At 60.9% G+C, this 16989-nt stretch carries 11 protein-coding genes; 9 read left to right on the forward strand and 2 right to left on the reverse strand.

The features are described 5' to 3' along the window. Positions 1-4 precede the first annotated feature (4 nt). The 5 genes from I2E69_RS05115 to I2E69_RS05135 all read left to right on the forward strand — a co-directional run bounded on the left by I2E69_RS05115 (position 5) and on the right by I2E69_RS05135 (position 8075). A complete protein-coding gene (locus I2E69_RS05115) occupies positions 5-1504 on the forward strand; it encodes a RagB/SusD family nutrient uptake outer membrane protein (RefSeq protein WP_195459410.1) in 1500 nt (499 codons plus the stop codon). Between the two features lie 17 nt (positions 1505-1521). Continuing rightward, entirely contained in the window at positions 1522-2547 is a 1026-nt protein-coding gene (locus I2E69_RS05120) for a BACON domain-containing protein (protein WP_195459412.1), read from the forward strand. A 20-nt stretch (positions 2548-2567) separates the two neighbouring features. Continuing rightward, complete coding sequence (locus I2E69_RS05125; protein ID WP_229095393.1) at positions 2568-4124, forward strand: hypothetical protein; 1557 nt, start codon at positions 2568-2570, stop codon at positions 4122-4124. A 24-nt stretch (positions 4125-4148) separates the two neighbouring features. Next, positions 4149-6428 carry a DUF5689 domain-containing protein gene (locus I2E69_RS05130; protein WP_195459415.1) on the forward strand — a complete coding sequence of 760 codons (2280 nt, stop codon included), beginning with the start codon at positions 4149-4151 and terminating at the stop codon, positions 6426-6428. A gap of 63 nt (positions 6429-6491) precedes the next feature. Further along, the gene (locus tag I2E69_RS05135) at positions 6492-8075 is read left to right on the forward strand and encodes a beta-N-acetylhexosaminidase (RefSeq protein WP_195459417.1); all 1584 of its coding nucleotides are present in this window, start codon (positions 6492-6494) and stop codon (positions 8073-8075) included. A gap of 89 nt (positions 8076-8164) precedes the next feature. On the opposite strand, the gene I2E69_RS05140 is transcribed toward I2E69_RS05135, so the two are convergent. Together I2E69_RS05140 and I2E69_RS05145 are read right to left on the reverse strand one after the other, a co-directional pair. Next, positions 8165-9340, reverse strand: coding sequence for a xylose operon transcription regulator XylR (locus tag I2E69_RS05140; protein ID WP_195459420.1), 1176 nt, complete (start codon positions 9338-9340; stop codon positions 8165-8167). A gap of 21 nt (positions 9341-9361) precedes the next feature. Further along, positions 9362-9598, reverse strand: coding sequence for a hypothetical protein (locus tag I2E69_RS05145; RefSeq protein ID WP_195459423.1), 237 nt, complete (start codon positions 9596-9598; stop codon positions 9362-9364). Positions 9599-9639: 41 nt separating this feature from the next. On the opposite strand from I2E69_RS05145, the gene I2E69_RS05150 reads away from it, so the two are divergent. From I2E69_RS05150 to I2E69_RS05165, 4 genes are read left to right on the forward strand one after another with little or no spacing between them, the layout of a single operon-like run. Continuing rightward, positions 9640-12537, forward strand: a complete 2898-nt coding sequence (locus I2E69_RS05150; RefSeq protein WP_410489098.1) for a GH92 family glycosyl hydrolase — start codon at positions 9640-9642, stop codon at positions 12535-12537. A gap of 11 nt (positions 12538-12548) precedes the next feature. Next, positions 12549-13397: an endonuclease/exonuclease/phosphatase family protein gene (locus I2E69_RS05155; RefSeq protein WP_195459426.1), complete on the forward strand. Its 849-nt coding sequence runs from the start codon at positions 12549-12551 to the stop codon at positions 13395-13397. 15 nt (positions 13398-13412) lie between these two features. Next, positions 13413-15386 (forward strand): alkaline phosphatase, encoded by a 1974-nt coding sequence (locus I2E69_RS05160; RefSeq protein WP_195459429.1) that lies wholly within the window; start codon positions 13413-13415, stop codon positions 15384-15386. Beyond that, positions 15364-16980 carry an MGH1-like glycoside hydrolase domain-containing protein gene (locus tag I2E69_RS05165; protein WP_195459431.1) on the forward strand — a complete coding sequence of 539 codons (1617 nt, stop codon included), beginning with the start codon at positions 15364-15366 and terminating at the stop codon, positions 16978-16980. Before I2E69_RS05160 ends, I2E69_RS05165 begins: the two co-directional genes overlap by 23 nt. Positions 16981-16989 lie beyond the last annotated feature (9 nt).

Raw genomic sequence — 16989 nt, forward strand, 5'->3', positions numbered from 1 at the left:
GATTATGAAATCGATAAAACTGGTTTTGCTGACGGCGGCGGTGGCGCTCACGGGAGCCTGCTCGCTTCAGGAAACGCCCGAGTTCTTCGTCAACCGGAGCAACTTCTACCGCAACAAGTCGGAGTGTATCGCCGGTCTGAACAGTTGCTACATTCCGCTCAAGACGATCTATAACTTCAACTTCGGCGTGATGACCGAGGGGGTCACCGACCTGCTGTTCCACAACTCGCCGACGGTCTACGATTCGCGTCTCGAAATCTCGCCTGCGCTGCCCGGTTACGGAGCTACGGTGTGGACGCAGGGCTACAAGGCCGTGATGTACTGCAACGCTGCCATCGAGGGCATCAAGAATGCCACCGTGAGCGAGGATGATCGCCAAAAGCTGCTGGCCGAGGGCATGATCCTTCGGGCGATGTATTATTACCTGCTCACGTCGGTCTTCGGCGACGTGCCCTTCTACACGATCGACGTGAATACCGAGGAGCTGCTCAACCAGGCAGCCCGGCTGCCGCGCATGTCGGCCGTCGAGACCCGCAATTACCTGATCGAAGAGTTGATGGATAACGTCCCGAGCCTCGACCAGGTGCGTTCGTCGGAGGTTGCCGACAACCGCATGGGTGCGGCCGTGGGGTGGATGCTCGCCGCCAAGATGGCGATGTGGAACAAGCAGTGGGACACGGCGCTCGAAGCGCTCGCAGAACTGGAGAAGATTTACGGCACGCTCGACCAGTACCCGCTCTCGGACGTTCCGTTCCGCATGAAGAACACTCCCGAGTCGATCCTCGAAATCCAGCATTCCTACACTTCGGGAGGCCTGATCTATACTTCGAACTACGCCTGCATCTGCATGCCTAACCAGACCACCGCGGAGTCGGGAAGCGACGTTTTCGACGGTGTGAAGATCGAGGAGCTGGGCGACGACGCCAACGTGTGGCCCGGCATGCGGCCCAACCTGGTTTTCAGCGCCGGATTGCAGACCCGTACGGGCGGCGACCGCCGTGTGGAGATGAACCTCGCGTGGGAGTACGGCGGACAGGAGTTCAAGAGCGTCGGGACGCGCCCGTGGCTCGGCCCGAAATTCTGGTGTCCCGGCATGCGCGACAGCTACGACTCGAACAACTACAAGGTTTTCCGCTATGCCGACGCCGTGCTGATGGCAGCCGAGTGCTGGTGTATGAAGGAGAATCTGGAGCAGACGAAATTCTATCTCAACCAGGTGAAAAACCGTGCGGGTATCGCCGAATTCACGGTCTTCAAGAGTTGGGAGCGTACGCTCGAAGAGATACAGAACGAGCGCGCCCGCGAACTGATCGGCGAGTTTCAGCGCAAATTCGACCTGGTGCGGTGGGGTATCTGGTATACGAAGACCCTCGAATCGGCCGATTACGAGACCGTTCGCAACGCCATCCTGCCCTGCCACGAATACTACCCGATTCCCGACACGCAGGTGGTCTACTCGGGCTATGCGCTCGACAACAAGGAGTATGAAAAATACGGACTTTAACCTAAAAACGGAACATTATGAGATTCAGCTATAAAGGCATTGCATTGCTCGCGGCGCTCTGCGGGGCGCTGTACGGGTGCAACGAGCCGTTCGAACCGACGATCCGGCTGGCCGTGGATAACAACCTGGTCGAACTGCCGGCCAAGGAAGGCGTGACCCGCGTGATGGTCTATTCGACCGGCAAGTGGTCGCTCTCCCTGGATTCGGAATCCGGCGGCGCATGGGCGCGCATCGACCGGGCGTCGGGGCGCGAAAACGGCGATTTCGTATTCGAATACGACGCCAACGGCGGTTTGTCGCGCAAGGCGACCATCCGCATCGGTTCCGGGGACCGCCTCTGCGAAGTGGTGATGTTCCAGGCCGCGGGAATTACGGACCCGACGCTGACCGTTACGCCCGGAAGCGTTGCGCTGTTGGGCGAAGGATGTCCCGTGGAGATGACCCTTTCGAGCAACCTCGGTCCCGACCTGGAGCGCGTGCAGCACGAAGTCTCCTATGGCGAGGACAGCGGCGAAGGGTGGATTACCGATGTTGCGCTCGACGATGAGTCGCTGCGTTTCACGGTGACGGACAACACGACCGGGGCGATGCGTTTCGCCACGGTGACCCTCTGGGTTACGGACGGCAACGGCGCCCGCTACGAGACCCGCGCCACTGTCACGCAGAGCGCCGAAGCGTTGAAACTGACGATGACGCCTGCCGAAGAGACCCATGCCGCGGCTGCCTACGGCGAGACGTTCAAACAGGCCTTCGAGTGCAACATTCCGGCGATTTACGGCGGCCTGACGTTGGTGTGCGACTACCTGACCGGCGCCGAAGGCTGGTTGACGGATTATAAGATCGACCGCGAGGCTGGCCTGCTGAGTGTGAAGGTCCCGGCCAATCCCGCCGCACCGCGTTCGGCGCGCATCGCCCTGCGTTACGACGATGGACGCGGACGGACGATTACGACCGACTACGTAACCCTGACGCAGGAGAAGTGCGACATCGGCGGGTTGGAAGGCGACCAGATGGAAGACGAAAAAGACGACAACGAATGGTAACCGACTAAACAGAGGCAAAAATGAAAAAGATACAGAATCTATTGATAGCTTGCGGCCTGCTGCTGGCGGGGTGTTCCGAAATTCCCGTCGAGACCGCCGGCCTGCCCGGGCCAGCTCCGGTGAAACGCGTTTCGCTGCGCCTCGATGCAGGGGCGGACACGCGCGCCATGCTGGACGAAACCCTGCGCGTGAAGTTCCAGCCGGGAGATATGGTCGATATCAACGGCGTGGCCTACGAGGTTTTCCTGCTCGACGACGGCTCGGCCGCCGTGCCCGAAGTTCCCGAGGCCCCGCGTTACGAAGTGGTGTTCCCGTCGGCCTGCAATTTCCTCCAGCAGTCGAAGGAGGCCGCCAACTTCAAGTTGCCGCTGGCGCAGTTCTACGCCGGTCCCGGCACTTTCGGGCGCAATGCGATGCCGATGTACGGCGAAGCGACGGGTATCGACGAAGACAAAGGTTACGTGAACGTCACGCTGCGCAACATGTGCGGCGTGCTGAAACTGACGCTCAAAGGCTCGGCGACGATCAACACCATTCTCGTCGAGGACAGGTCGGGCGCTCCGATTTCGGGCTATTCCACGCTCGAAACCGACAGCGAGGGGAACAAAATCCTCGTGCCTGGCACGGCGAGTTCGGCCCGCGCTTACCACCTGGTGATGAACTGCGGCGGTGCGGGCGAGGGCGTCGCACTGAGCGAAAGCGGAACCGATTTCTATGTGGTGATGCCTGCCCGCGCGTATGCTTCGGGGCTGAAAATCCGCATCACCGACCGTTCGCACCGGGCGATGACCCTCGATTCGCCGACCCCGCGGACGATCAAGCGGAACGTCGTGACCGAGACCCCTGCGATCGCCTATGCACCCGACGCCGACCTGGTGTTCGCGGAGTATTTCGACGCCTGTGCCTGGGGCGGGAATTACATCGGCAATACGAAGGGGTATTCGCCCTCGCAGACCGAAGCCCAGCAGAGCAGCGGCAGCCTGGCCGGAACGACCGCCGCGGGATCGGCGACGGGTCTCGAGGAGGCTCCTTTCTACATAATGGAGAATGCCGCCGGAACAGCGGATTACACCAATTCGTGGAACATAGCTCCCCCTGCGGCCGTCAACAACGTGACGGCGGACTACATCCGCAACCGCAACCTCTACGACTGGACTTACCTCTACCGATGCGCCGAGTTCCAGGGCTGCCTGCGCGTCGGGTCGCCGACGCTGGGCCGCGGCAAAATCCACACGCCGAAGTTGGCGAACATTCCTGCCGACGCTTCGGGCAGCGTGCAGATCACCTTCCGCCTCTGCTACGTCAAAGGGGCGAATATGACCGACTCGTTCCAGAGCTGGATCGACAAGGGGACCTACCAGGAGGTTTACATCGACGGTGAGAAGATGGCCTTCACGCCCGCTACGTCGGCCTACATCCCCAACTCCACGATCGGAACCGACGGCTGGGCCGAAGTGCGGCTGATCGCTGACGGCGTGTCGAAGGATACCTCGTTCAACTTCTTCGAGAAAACCGGTACGGCGGCCACGACGAGCTACTATTTCGTCGATGACATCGAGGTCCGCCTGCTGGATTAACCACCCGTTTAAAACCAAGACAACATGAAAACGAAAAATAGCTGGAAATTGTTGCTGCTGACGGCCTTCGCAGGTTGTGCGGCGGCCTGCGCCGACGATCCGGACTCCGTCCCGGTCATCGAACTCGGCGCCGTGAAAGGCGAATACATCGTGCCGGCACAGAGCGGCACGGTCGAAGTCGAGGTGTACAGCAACCGCGGCTGCAACGTCTCGCTGCTCGAAGCGACTCCCTGGGTCGAATTTCATACCGGCCGGATTCCGGGCGACGGCGCTTTCAGTGTCGCCTACGGAGCCAACGACTCGTTCGCCCGCGTGGCGCGCCTGCTGTTGCAGGACGACAGCGGACGCCGCCGCGATACGGTTTACATCCGCCAGGAGGGGCTGATCGAGGAGCGGCTCGTATTTCCCGCGCCCAACATTTCGGTCAAGGGCAGCAGCGGCGAGCAGTCGGTTTCGGCTCCGCTCGACACTAATATCGGCGCGGAACGCCTCGTGACGAAGGTCGTTTATCCCGACGAGGGCGCTGCCGACTGGATTTCCGACGTACGCGTCGACAGCCGGTCGGGGGCGCTGCTCTTCGCCACGCAGGCCAACCCCGACGGGGAGAATATGCGCTCGGCGGAGATAACGCTCTCGTTCACGAACGGCTGGGACAAAGTCACTTCGGCCAAACTCTACGTCGTGCAGGCCAATGCCCACGACGATTTCGGCACGGAGCGTTCGTTCGAAGAGATTCGTTCGCTGTGCGGTCCCGGGCAGGTCGTGACCATCGAAAACGACTATTATATTTCGGCATGGGTCGTCAGCGACGCCGCGGGCGGCAACATGGGGGCCAATCCCATGACCACCGAGTCTACGATCAACTACGAGGTCAGCAAAAAGACCGCCTATGTCGAGAGCATCGACGGCAGCCTGGGCTTTATGATCGAAACGCAGACCGCCGACGACAACATTTTCATGCGTTACAGCCGCATCCAGCTCTCGCTGAAGGGCGTGCGCCTGGTCCACGATACCGATCCGGACCGTTTTGCGCTCAAGGGCGTGAAATCGGCCATGATCATCAGTTCGCAGTTGGGCACGGCGGCGGATATTCCGCACAGGGAAAAGCGTATCAGCCAGTTGACCGACGACGATATCTACACTTACGTGACGCTCACCGACTGCGAACTGCCGATCCGCAAAGGTCCGCTGACCCCGATCAACGAGGGTTATGCCAATGCCACGGGCGCCAACCGTACGGAGAAATGCGCGTCGCTCGTGCGCGACATCGAGGGCGAGCACATCTACCTCTACACCAACACGACGTGCCTCTACCGCCGCGACGGCAGCCGTCTGCCCTATGGCTCGGGCAAACTCTCGGGCATCGTCGTCCACGAGTTGTTCCCGCGTTTCGAGTGGGAGGACAACCCGAGCGGCGACGACGATTCCTACGGTTATATCGGCCGTTACCAGTTGCGCCACGTTTCGAAATCGGACTTCGACGGGCTGGCCGAGGATTTCAAGGACAGCTTCTCGGCGCTGCTGACCGAGTACCGTTTCCTGCAGTACGACAACAACAAGGTTTATCCGACCTACGGCACGAACGGCTACCTGACGCACAGCTACAAGGACGGGACGGGTGCGATCAAGATCCTTTCCAACGAGGATTTCAGCTACCTCGGGCCGGTAGGCAACAAATCTACGTTCATTTTCGGGTCGAACATCGGCAATGTCAACGGCATGGGCATCATCCTCGAAGACGGAACCGACTGGTGGCGCGATTTCGCCGACGTGAACAACAACACCTCGGGCGACACCTCGGGCGGAGGCAAAGGCAAGGTTCCCCGCAAGGGCAGTGCCGAAGGCCCCGCATGGGTCGACTGGTACTGGTGGGACAAGGCCAACGACCGCGGCCATGCGTGGATCGTCAATTTCTCGACCGAAGGTATCTCGACCGACGTGCTGTCGATGCAGGTAAGCGTGCTGAACGACCGCTACGACAGCGGCAAATACGGTTCGCCCCGCTATTTCAACGTCGCATGGTCCGAGACGGGCAACATGGACAACGACGACGACTGGACCTATATCGACTCCTACACCGTGCCCGACATGGCGCGCTGGACTCCTGCGACGCGTTACTGGCAGTATGCGGGATGGAAACCCGTCGATGTAAAACTGCCGTTGGAAATGCTGGGTAAAAAGAACGTCTACATCCGCCTGCAGGCGGCCCGGAACCTCGGCGGAAGCCTCGACGAGTATGCCGCGCAGCCGATCGACTCGCCGTCGTGCATGAACTATTTCGCCATTCGTTACAACAAAAAATAACCTCACAGACGACCGGGACGGGTAAAATCCCGTCCCGGTCGCTGACGGCAAAATCCCGAATTTGTGCAAAGAATCCTGATCCTTGTCGCCGTGCTCCTGCTCTCGGCTGCGTGCGCCGAAGCCCCGCTGCCTGAAATCCATGTCATTCCCCGCCCCGTGTCGGTCGTTCCGGGCGACGGGACGTTCCGCATCGGCCGTGGGTGCAAGATCGGTTACGACGACCCGTCGCTGCAATCCGTTGCTGCGCTGTGCGCCGGCTATCTGGCCGATGCCGGGGTGCGGAAGCCCGTCGTGACGGATAAACCCGTACACAAGGGCATCGACCTGCAACTGGACGGTACGTTCCCGGACGAAGAGTACACCCTGAGCGCGACGCCGAAAGGCGTGTTGATCTGCGGAGGCTCGCCCCGGGCGGTGCTCTACGGCGTGCAGACCCTGCGCCAGATGATCGGCGGCGGCCGGGTCCCCGTTGCGGAGGTACGCGACAAGCCGTTTTTCGGCTACCGCGGTGCGATGTTCGACGTGGCACGGTACTTCTATCCCGTGGAGGATGTCAAACGGTTCATCGACATCATGGCGCTTCACAAACTCAATACTTTCCACTGGCATCTGACCGATGACCAGGGGTGGCGCATCGAGATCAAACGCTATCCCGAACTGACGCGTGTGGGGTCGGTGCGCAAAGAGACGCTGATCGGCCATTACAAGACCTCGGACGAATACGACGGCACGCCCTACGGCGGTTACTACACGCAGGACGAAATCCGTGAGGTGGTGGCCTATGCCGCGGAGCGCTGTATCGACGTGATTCCCGAGATCGAACTGCCCGGCCATTCGATGGCCGCGCTGGCGTCGTATCCGTGGCTGGGGTGTACGCAGGGACCTTACGAGGTGCGTACGACGTGGTTTTACAGCAGCGATGTCCTCTGTGCGGGCCGCGAGACGACTTTCGAGTTTCTCGAAAACGTGCTTTCGGAGGTACTCGAACTCTTCCCGTCGAAATACATCCACGTAGGCGGCGACGAGTGCCCCAAGGTGCGGTGGGAAAAGTGTCCCGACTGCCAGCGCCGCATGCGGCAGGAAGGGCTGAAGGACGAGAATGCCCTCCAGAGCTACTTCGTGTGCCGCATCGAGGAGTGGCTGCATGCCCACGGGCGCGAGATGATCGGCTGGGACGAACTGCTCGAAGGCGGCGTGACGCCCTCGACGATCGTCATGTCGTGGCGCGGTACAGAGGGCGGAATCAAGGCCGCGAAGTCGGGCAACCGGGTGATCATGTCCCCGCGGTTCTACTTCTACCTCGACTATTACCAGACTTCCGACCCGGAGAAGAACGGCGAGCGGCTGGCAATCGGCCGTAACGTCCCGATCCGCAAACTCTACGGCTACGACCCCTTCGACCGGCTCGATGAAGCGCAGGCCCGCAACATCCTCGGCGTCCAGGCCAACCTCTGGACCGAGTACATCGCCACGATGGACCATGCGGAGTACATGCTGCTGCCCCGCCTGGCGGCCATGTCCGAGGTGGCGTGGGCTCCCGAGAGGCGCGACTACGACGATTTCGTGCGGCGGCTCGGCACGCTGCGCGGCCTGTACGACCGTGCGGGATACCGGTATGCCGATTTTGTATTCCGGGGCATCGAGTGACGCTGCGGACAAAAAGTATCCGGCGGGATTTCGGTTTTCAGGCTGAGGTTCCGCCGGATTTTTCGTGCGTACGGTTGTTGCGGCGGGGGTTACCGGGTCGGGGACATCGCCTGCCGGTATTCGGAAGGGGTGTAGCCTTTGAGCTGCTTGAACGTGCGTGAAACGTTTTTGATGTCCGAAAAACCCAGTTCCGCGGCGGCGTCCGAGACGCTCAGCCCTTCGCACAGCAGTTGAGCCATCTTTTCGATGCGGATCTGGATGACGTAATCGTAAATCGAAGTGCCCATCTCCTTTTTGAAGCGGGTTTCGAGCAGGCGCCGTGACAGCGGGACGAGCGTCACCAGGTTGTCGACCGTGAGTTTCTGGCTGATGTTCTCGTGGATGTGTTTCAGGACTTTGGCGATGTAGGGATCGTTGTTGGCGTAGATGTCGGTCGATTGGCGCGTGATGATGTGGGTCGGTTTGACGACAACGTCTTCCCAGCCCGCTTCCGGGGTGCGGATTTGCCGGTCGATAAGTTTGGCTACGTCGTAGCCGCCCTGCTCGACGGACTGGTTGAGCGACGAAAGGTTAGGCGACGAGAGCTGGCAGATGGTTTCGTCGTTGTCGACGCCCAGGATGGCAATGTCGTCCGGAATGCGGAAATTCCCCCCCCCGTCAATTTGCATGCACGCTTCGGTGATATGGTATGCCTGGTTGTCGTCGCAGGCCATGATTGCAACGGGTTTAGGCAGCGATTGGAGCCAGATGATGAGCTGGGTGGAGTCGTAGTACCACAGGTCGTTCTGCGAGTTGTTGTGCAGGGCCGAAAACGTAAAGGCCGGATTCGCGCGGGCGACGGCTTCGCGGAATCCCTGGCAGCGCTCATCCGACCAGACGATGCCGCGCACGCCGTAGAATGCGAAATGGCGGAATCCTTTTTTGATGAAATATTCGGCGCCCATCTCTCCGGCCAGACGGTGCGGTCCGGTGATGTTGGGTATGGTCGTGAAGCGTTTCTTGAAATCCTGCGCCACGGCGATGATGCCGTTCTGGAGGAACAGGTCCACGTTATCCGTGTTGTAGAACTGCCCGATCACGGCGTCGGCCTTCATGCGTTTGGCCCACTCGACGACCGCTTCGATGCCGAATTTGTCGCGGATCGAAAGCGGCAGTTTGCACAGGTTCCAGGCCTGTCCGGTCTCTTTGGCGTAGCGGGCTATTCCCAGCAGGATGCTGCGGGCGTATTCTTCGGAGAAGTCCGTCAGGAAAATTACGCGTGCCATTTTTCGAGTGGGTTTTCGTAGTCAAAGATAGGCTTTTTTTGCAGATTCCTTTCCTAAAGGCGTGATTTTTCTGATTTTCCGGCCGGGCTGCTGTCGTGCGGATGGGAATTTTATGCGTGATTTGAGGATGTAAAAGCGCAAATGACCACGGTCCGGCCCGGAGGGATGCACTACATTTGTATAACCTAAAATTTCGCGACCCGCTATCGGATGCGCCGGAGAACCGCCGCAGGCCGGACTGCCGTCTTTACGGTGCATTCTCCTTTAATTTCCGGTGGGGTCGGACAAAACTGCTGACCATGATGCGAACCCCTCTGTTTGCACTGCTGACCCTTGCGGTCGCTTCCTGTGCACCCCGTTCGACCGATCCGGTCGATTGTGTCGATCCGTTTGTGGGGACGGGTTTTCACGGCCACACCTATCCCGGCGCCACGACCCCGTTCGGGATGGTGCAGCTCAGCCCCGATACCCGCGCCGGCGATTGGGACGCCTGTTCGGGTTATCACTACGACGATACGACCATCGATGGTTTTTCGCATACCCACCTGAGCGGTACGGGCTGTGCCGACCTGGCCGACGTGCTGTTCTATCCCACGCTGCGCGGGAATGTCGTGACCGAAGGCGCTTCCGGCCCGGTGTTCGACCACAAACCCTACGCTTTTTCGCACAAGGATGAAAAGGCGTCGTGCGGCTATTACGCCGTGGCGCTTCCGGCCGAGGGCATCGACGTGGAACTGACCGCCGCACCCCGTACGGGCGTGCACCGCTACACGTTTCGCGGTGCGGGAGAACGCCGCGTGGTGGTCGATCTGGGGCATACGATCACCGACGAAAAGGTCGACCTGCACGACTTGCAATGGGCGTCGGGCGAACTGACGGGCATGCGCAGGACGCAGGGCTGGGTGAACGACCACTATGTCTATTTCGCAGCCCGTTTCTCCGAGCCGGTCCGAAAAGCGGAACTGTTCGGCGATTTCGCCGTGCTGACTTTCGCACCCGAAGTCGAAAAGCTGACCGCGGCGGTCGGCCTGTCGTCGGTGAGCGCCGCCAATGCGCGGGAGAACGGCCTCGCCGAAGTTCCGGAACTGGATTTCGATGCGGTGCGCTCCCGGGCCGCCGCGAGCTGGCGCGAGGCGCTGGGCGACATCGTCGTCGAAGGAGGCACGCATGACCAGCGTGTAAACTTCTATACGGCACAATATCATACCAAGCTGACGCCCAACCTGATGAGCGATGTCAACGGGCAGTACCGCCGCCACGACCAGACCGTCGGACAACTGCCTGCCGGGGAATCCTACTACTCCACGTTCTCGCTGTGGGATACGTTCCGGGCGTGGAATCCGCTCCAGACGCTTGTCAATGAACGGCTGGTTAACGACATGATCCGCAGCATGCTCGACATGTACGACACGACGGGCGAACTGCCGATCTGGCCGCTGGCATCGGGCGAGACGCACACGATGATCGGTTACCATGCCGTGTCGGTCATTGCCGACGCCTACCTGAAGGGGATTCGCGGCTATGATGTTGAAAAAGCTTTCGAGGCGATGAAACGTTCGTCGAACATCAATAAGAAGGGTTCGGATTACTACGTTTCGCAGGGCTTCATCCCGTCGAACGTCAGGCGCGAGTCGGTATCGTGCCTGCTCGAATATGCCTACGACGACTGGGCGATCGCCCGCATGGCCCAGGCGCTGGGCCGCGATGCCGATTTCGCGGAGTATTCGGCCCGCGCGCTCAACTACGTCAATGTTTTCGACGGTTCGACCGGTTTTTTCCGGGGCCGGCAGTCCGACGGCAGTTGGGCGGCGCCCTTCGAGGAGTTCGTTTCGGGGCGCGACTATACCGAGGCTACGCCGTGGCAGTACCGTTTCTTCGTGCCGCACGACGTGAACGGTCTCATCCAGCTTTTCGGCGGCCGCGAAGAGTTCATCCGCCAGCTCGACCGCCTCTTTACGCTCGAAACGCCCGCAGGACTGGATGTCGGCATGGTCGACATCACCGGGATGATGGGGCAGTATGCCCACGGCAACGAGCCGAGCCACCATATGGCGTATTTATATAATTACGCCGGCCAGCCGTGGCGTACCCAGGAGCTGACGCGTACGCTGCTCGATGCGATGTATGCCCCGACGCCCGCGGGCGTCATCGGCAACGAGGACTGCGGACAGATGTCGGCGTGGTATGTCTTCTCGTCGCTGGGTTTCTACCCGGTGTGCCCCGGTTCGAACGAATTCGTCCTTACGACGCCGCTGTTCGAAAAGGCCGTCGTGCGGCTTTCCGGCGGGTGGACGCTGACGGTTACGGCCAACGACCCTGCGCGCAACCGTTACATCGCTTCGGTAACGTTCGACGGCGAACCGGTCGGCACGAACTACATTCCGGCCCAAAAGCTGATGCAGGGCGGCGAACTGCGCTTTGTCCTTCAGCCGAAACCGAATCGGGAGCGCGGCACGGACCCCGGCGCATGGCCCCGTTCGCTGACCGCCGGGGAGGTGGTTTCGATTCCCTATACGACCTGCGACGCGAGCCTTTTCAGCGAACCGCTGTCGGTCGACCTGGCGACAACGACCGCCGGGGCGGAGATACGCTACACGCTCGACGGCTCCGAACCCACGGAAACTTCGGCGCTCTATGCCGTGCCGGTTCCGGTCGACCGCTCCCTGACGCTCCGGGCCAAAGGTTTCAAGGAGGGAGCCGCTCCGAGCCGGACGCTGACGCTCCATGCCGAGAAGGCGGTCTTCATGCGGCCGGCAGCCGTGCAGGCCGAGGCTCCGGGCGTGCGTTACCGCTATTACGAGGGCACGTTCTCGCAGGTCGCCGACATCGCCAAAGGGCGGTTCGTGTCGCAGGGCACGATGCCCGAGCCTTCGATTGCCGGTGCGCCCGAGGAAGACCATTTCGGCTATGTTTTCGAAGGGCTGATCCGCATTCCCGAACGCGGCGTGTGGGAGTTCATGACCAAAAGCGACGACGGCAGCGTACTGCTCGTCGGGGGCCGCAGGGTCGTCGACAACGACTGTTCGCACGCTTCGGTGGCCGCTTCGGGCCGCGTAGCGCTCGAAGCCGGGCTGCATCCCTACACGCTGCTTTATTTCGAGGATTACGAGGGACAGGACCTTTCGTGGGGCTGGAAAGCGCCCGGGAAGACGGAGTTCGAACCGATTCCCGCTGAAAACCTGCTGCTCGGAAAATAAGTGCACAAACGATGAAACGACTGATCTATCTTCTGGCGGCGGTAATGACCGCCTGCGCAGCGGCCCCGCAGGCCGGACTGAACGTCATGACGTTCAATATGCGTTACGACAACCCTGAAGACGGGGAGAACAACTGGATGTACCGCCGCGACCGTGCGGCGGAGGTGGTCACGTCGCACCGCATCGACGTTTTCGGAACCCAGGAGGTGCTTTCGGGCCAGTTGCACGACCTGCTCGACCGTCTGCCCGGCTACGAGGCGGTGGGCGTGGGCCGTGAGGACGGCCGTGAGCGGGGCGAATACTGCGCGGTGTTCTACCGCACGGACCGTTTCACGCGGGTGGAATCGGGAACGTTCTGGCTGAGCGAGACGCCCGAAGCCGCCGGGTCGCTGGGCTGGGACGGGGCCTGCGAGCGTACCGCCACGTGGGCCGTGCTGCGCGACAGGAAGAGCGGTGCGGAGTTCTTCTTCATCGACACGCATCTCGACCATGTCGGCGAACAGGCCCGCCGCGAAGGAGTGTCGCTGCTGCTCCGACGCATCGTTGCGATGTCCGGCGGGCGCCCGGTGATCCTTACGGGCGATTTCAACGCCGAACCGTCGTCGGAGGTCATCGCACACGTCACGCGCAACGGCCTGCTGCACGATGCCAAAGCCATTGCCGCACAACTGGCCGGGACACCGTGGAGTTTCTCCGACTTCGGGGCGATCCCCGAGGGCGAACGTCCGCTGATCGACTATATTTTTACCGGAGACCGGGTTGCAGTCGACCGTTACGAGGTTCTGCCCGACACGCTCGACGGCGGTTACGTTTCCGACCATGCCCCCGTGATGGCCGCCATTCGTTTTGTAAAACCATAAATACGCCTGCAAACTATGAAAAGACTGTTCGGATTTCCCCTGCTGGCCCTGCTGCTCTGCCTCTGTGCGACGGCTGCGGCCAAACGCCCCATACTGATCCACTCGCACAACGACTATGCGCGCACCGTACCCTTCTACCAGGCTTATGCCCAGCAGGTCTACTCGATCGAGGCCGATGTATTCCTGGTCGACGGCAAACTGCTCGTAGGGCACGACCTGCCCGACCTGACGCCGGAGCTGACCTTCGAGGCGCTCTATGTCGAGCCGCTCGTGACGCTGTTCGCCCGCAACGGCAACCGCGCCTGGGCCGGGTCGGAAGACCACCTGCAGTTGATGATCGAGCTCAAGTCCGAAACCGCGCCTACGCTCGACGCCGTGGTGAAACTGCTGGACAAATATCCGGCGGTGTTCGATACGCGGGTCAACCCCGAGGCCGTGCGCATTGCCGTTACGGGGCGGGTTCCCGCACCTGCGGACTTCGCGAAATATCCGGCCTATGTGCTTTTCGACGGGGCGTGGGACGCCGATTATACGCCCGGGCAACTGGAGCGCATCGCGCTTGTCAGCGCCGACTTCGGCGATTTCTCCGTCTGGAACGGCAAAGGTTCGATCATTGCCGCCGAACTGAAAAATATCGAGAAGGTGATCGACCGGGCGCATGCTATGGGCAAACCGGTCCGTTTCTGGGGTGCTCCCGAGGGCGTGACGGTATACTACACGTTCTACGACATGGGGATCGATTACATCAACACCGACCGGCCGGAAGCCTGCGCCGATTTCTTCAGCGACTTCGGCAACAAGAATTTCCGGATCGGCGAACGCCGCACGGCCTCCGACGGCGTGACGGGAACCAAGCGGCTGGATAAGGCGACGCGCGATTTCGCCGGGTTCCAGAACGAGAAGCTCCAGCTCTCGAAGGGCATCGACGTTTATGCCCCGACCTACCTGAACGACGGGGGCACGGGGAGAATCAAAAACGTTATTTTCCTGATCGGCGACGGCATGGGGTTGGCGCAGATCGCTGCGGGTGCATATGCCAACAAGGGACTTTCGCTGTTCGGCATGAAGTACATCGGCCTGCAGCAGAATAATGCCGCCGATGTATTTACGACCGATTCGGCAGCCGGCGGCAGCGCCCTGGCCACGGGCGAGCCCCACGATAACCGCCATATCTCGATAAGTCCCGACAGCGTGGCCTATCCTTCGCTGACCGATTATTTTCACGGCAAGGGCCTCCGGACGGGCGTGCTGACGCTGGGCGACATCGCCGACGCCACTCCGACGGCGTTCTACGGCCACAATACCGAACGAGACAACTCCGATGAACTGACCGCCGACCTGCTCGACGGGCATGTCGACCTGGTGTGCGGCAGCGGTATTCGCAAATTCACCCACCGCGACGACGGCCGCAACCTTGAAGAGGAACTTTCGAAGCGGTATAATTTCGTGCATGCCGTCGACCGGATCAATGCCGCCGAGGGTCCGACGATCTGCATTGACGAGCGTATGGACGATGCCGCCGAAGAGTCGAACCTCCCGCTGCTGGCCGACGCTACGAGAGCTTCGATCGCCAAATTGCAGGAGTTGGGCGGCGACGGCTTTTTCCTGATGGTCGAAGGAGCCAAGATCGACTATGCGGGCCACTCGAAATGCCTGCCCGGTTCGATCATCGAGATGCTGAGCTTCGATTTGGCTGTCGCCGAGGCGATGAAGTTCGCGGATTCCAACGGCGAGACGCTCGTGATCGTCACCGCGGACCATGAAACGGGCGGCCTGACGCTCGTCGACGGCGATGAGCAGACGGGCCGCGTGATGGGCGTTTACGTCTCCGACGACCATACGCCGATCCTGCTTCCCGTGTTTGCCTACGGCCCCGGGGCCGACCGTTTCTGCGGCGTATACCGCAACACGGAGATCGCCCGCCGTATCAAAGAATTGACTTCCACCCAAAATAATGTGAAAAAAGATGCGAAGAAACCGAAAAAATAGCCTGCTGGCTCTCCTCGCAATAGCCCTCTGCGGCGTATGCGCGGCACAGGACCTCACGTCGGGTCCTTACAAGCTGCCCTATAAGAACACCTACGTCAAGGAGGTGTTCGTGGCTGAAAACGATTTCCGGACGGCGAAGCCCCGGCTGACCCGGCCGCGTCCGTTCGCCGAGGCCCGGAAGATACTCCCCGCACCCGTCTGGGAGGGGCACGAGAAGGAGATCGAGATGTATTGGCACGCGTGGAAGATCGCCGTGGGCAATATCCGCCAGCCGCAGGAGGGCTCGGGATTCGTCGCGTCGTACCTCGACGTAGCCTATAACGGCAATATCTTCATGTGGGATGCGTCGTTCATGATGATGTTCGCCCGTTACGGTTACCGCTATTTCCCGTTCCAGCGTTCGCTCGACAACTTCTACGCCAAGCAGCATCCCGACGGCTTCATCTGCCGGGAGATCCGGGCCGACGGTTCGGACTGTTTCGAGCGTTACGACCCCACCTCCACGGGTCCGAACCTGCTGCCGTGGGTTGAGTTGATGTATTTTCGTCAGTTCGGTGACGTGGAACGCCTTCATAAGATTTTTCCGGCCCTGTGTGCTTATGCCAAATGGTGGCGTCTGAACCGCACGTGGCCTGACGGGACCTACTGGTCGAGCGGCTGGGGAACGGGCATGGACAACATGCCGCGCGTGAAACCCCAATACAACCAGATTTTCTCACACGGACACATGGTATGGCTCGACACCAACCTGCAGCAGATGCTGGTCGACGATGCCCTGCTGAACATCGGGTTCCACATCGAGCGGTGGCAGGAGATCGAGGAGATGGAGGACGAGATGAAACAGTTGCGCAGTTACGTCAACGAGCACCTGTGGAACGATGAGACGGGTTTTCTCTGCGACCGCTACGGCGACGGAACGCTCTGCGCGACGAAGGGTATCGGGGCCTACTGGGCCTTGCAGACCGACGTGCTGAACAAAGAGCGTCTCGACAGGCTGGTGGCCCATCTTTCGGATACGGCCGAGTTCGCCCGCCCGCACCGTGTGCCGTCGCTGTCGGCCGATCATCCGAAATACAATCCGACGGGCCGTTACTGGCAGGGAGGCGTCTGGCCCGGGACGAACTATATGGTCATCGACGGCCTCTACCGCAAGGGTTACCGAGACCTGGCCCGCGAGATCGCGGCGAACCATTTCAACGCCGTATTCCAGGTCTGGAAGGATACCGGGACTTTCTGGGAGTACTATGCCCCCGAAAAGATCGAACCGGGCTTCATGGCCCGCAAGGACTTCGTGGGCTGGACCGGCCTGCCGCCCATCGCCGTTTTTATCGAGTATGTCCTGGGCGTGAAATCCGACTTCTCCGAAGGACGCATCGTGTGGGATGTCACACAGACCGAAGCCCACGGCATCGAGCGCTATCCCTATGGTCCGGAGGGTGTCGTCGACCTGAAGGTCAGGGCCCGCGGTTCGGCGGCGGAGACGCCGTCGGTGACGGTCGTCACCAATGTGCCGTTCGAACTGGTAGTCAACTGGGGCGACGGCGAGAGCCGCACGGTACGTGTCGAAAAGAGCGGGCCCGTCAGCCTGAAATAAACGAAAGAA

Origin of the sequence: Alistipes sp. D31t1_170403_E11 (genome assembly GCF_015553985.1) — a bacterium.
Taxonomy (GTDB): Bacteria; Bacteroidota; Bacteroidia; order Bacteroidales; family Rikenellaceae; genus Alistipes; species Alistipes montrealensis.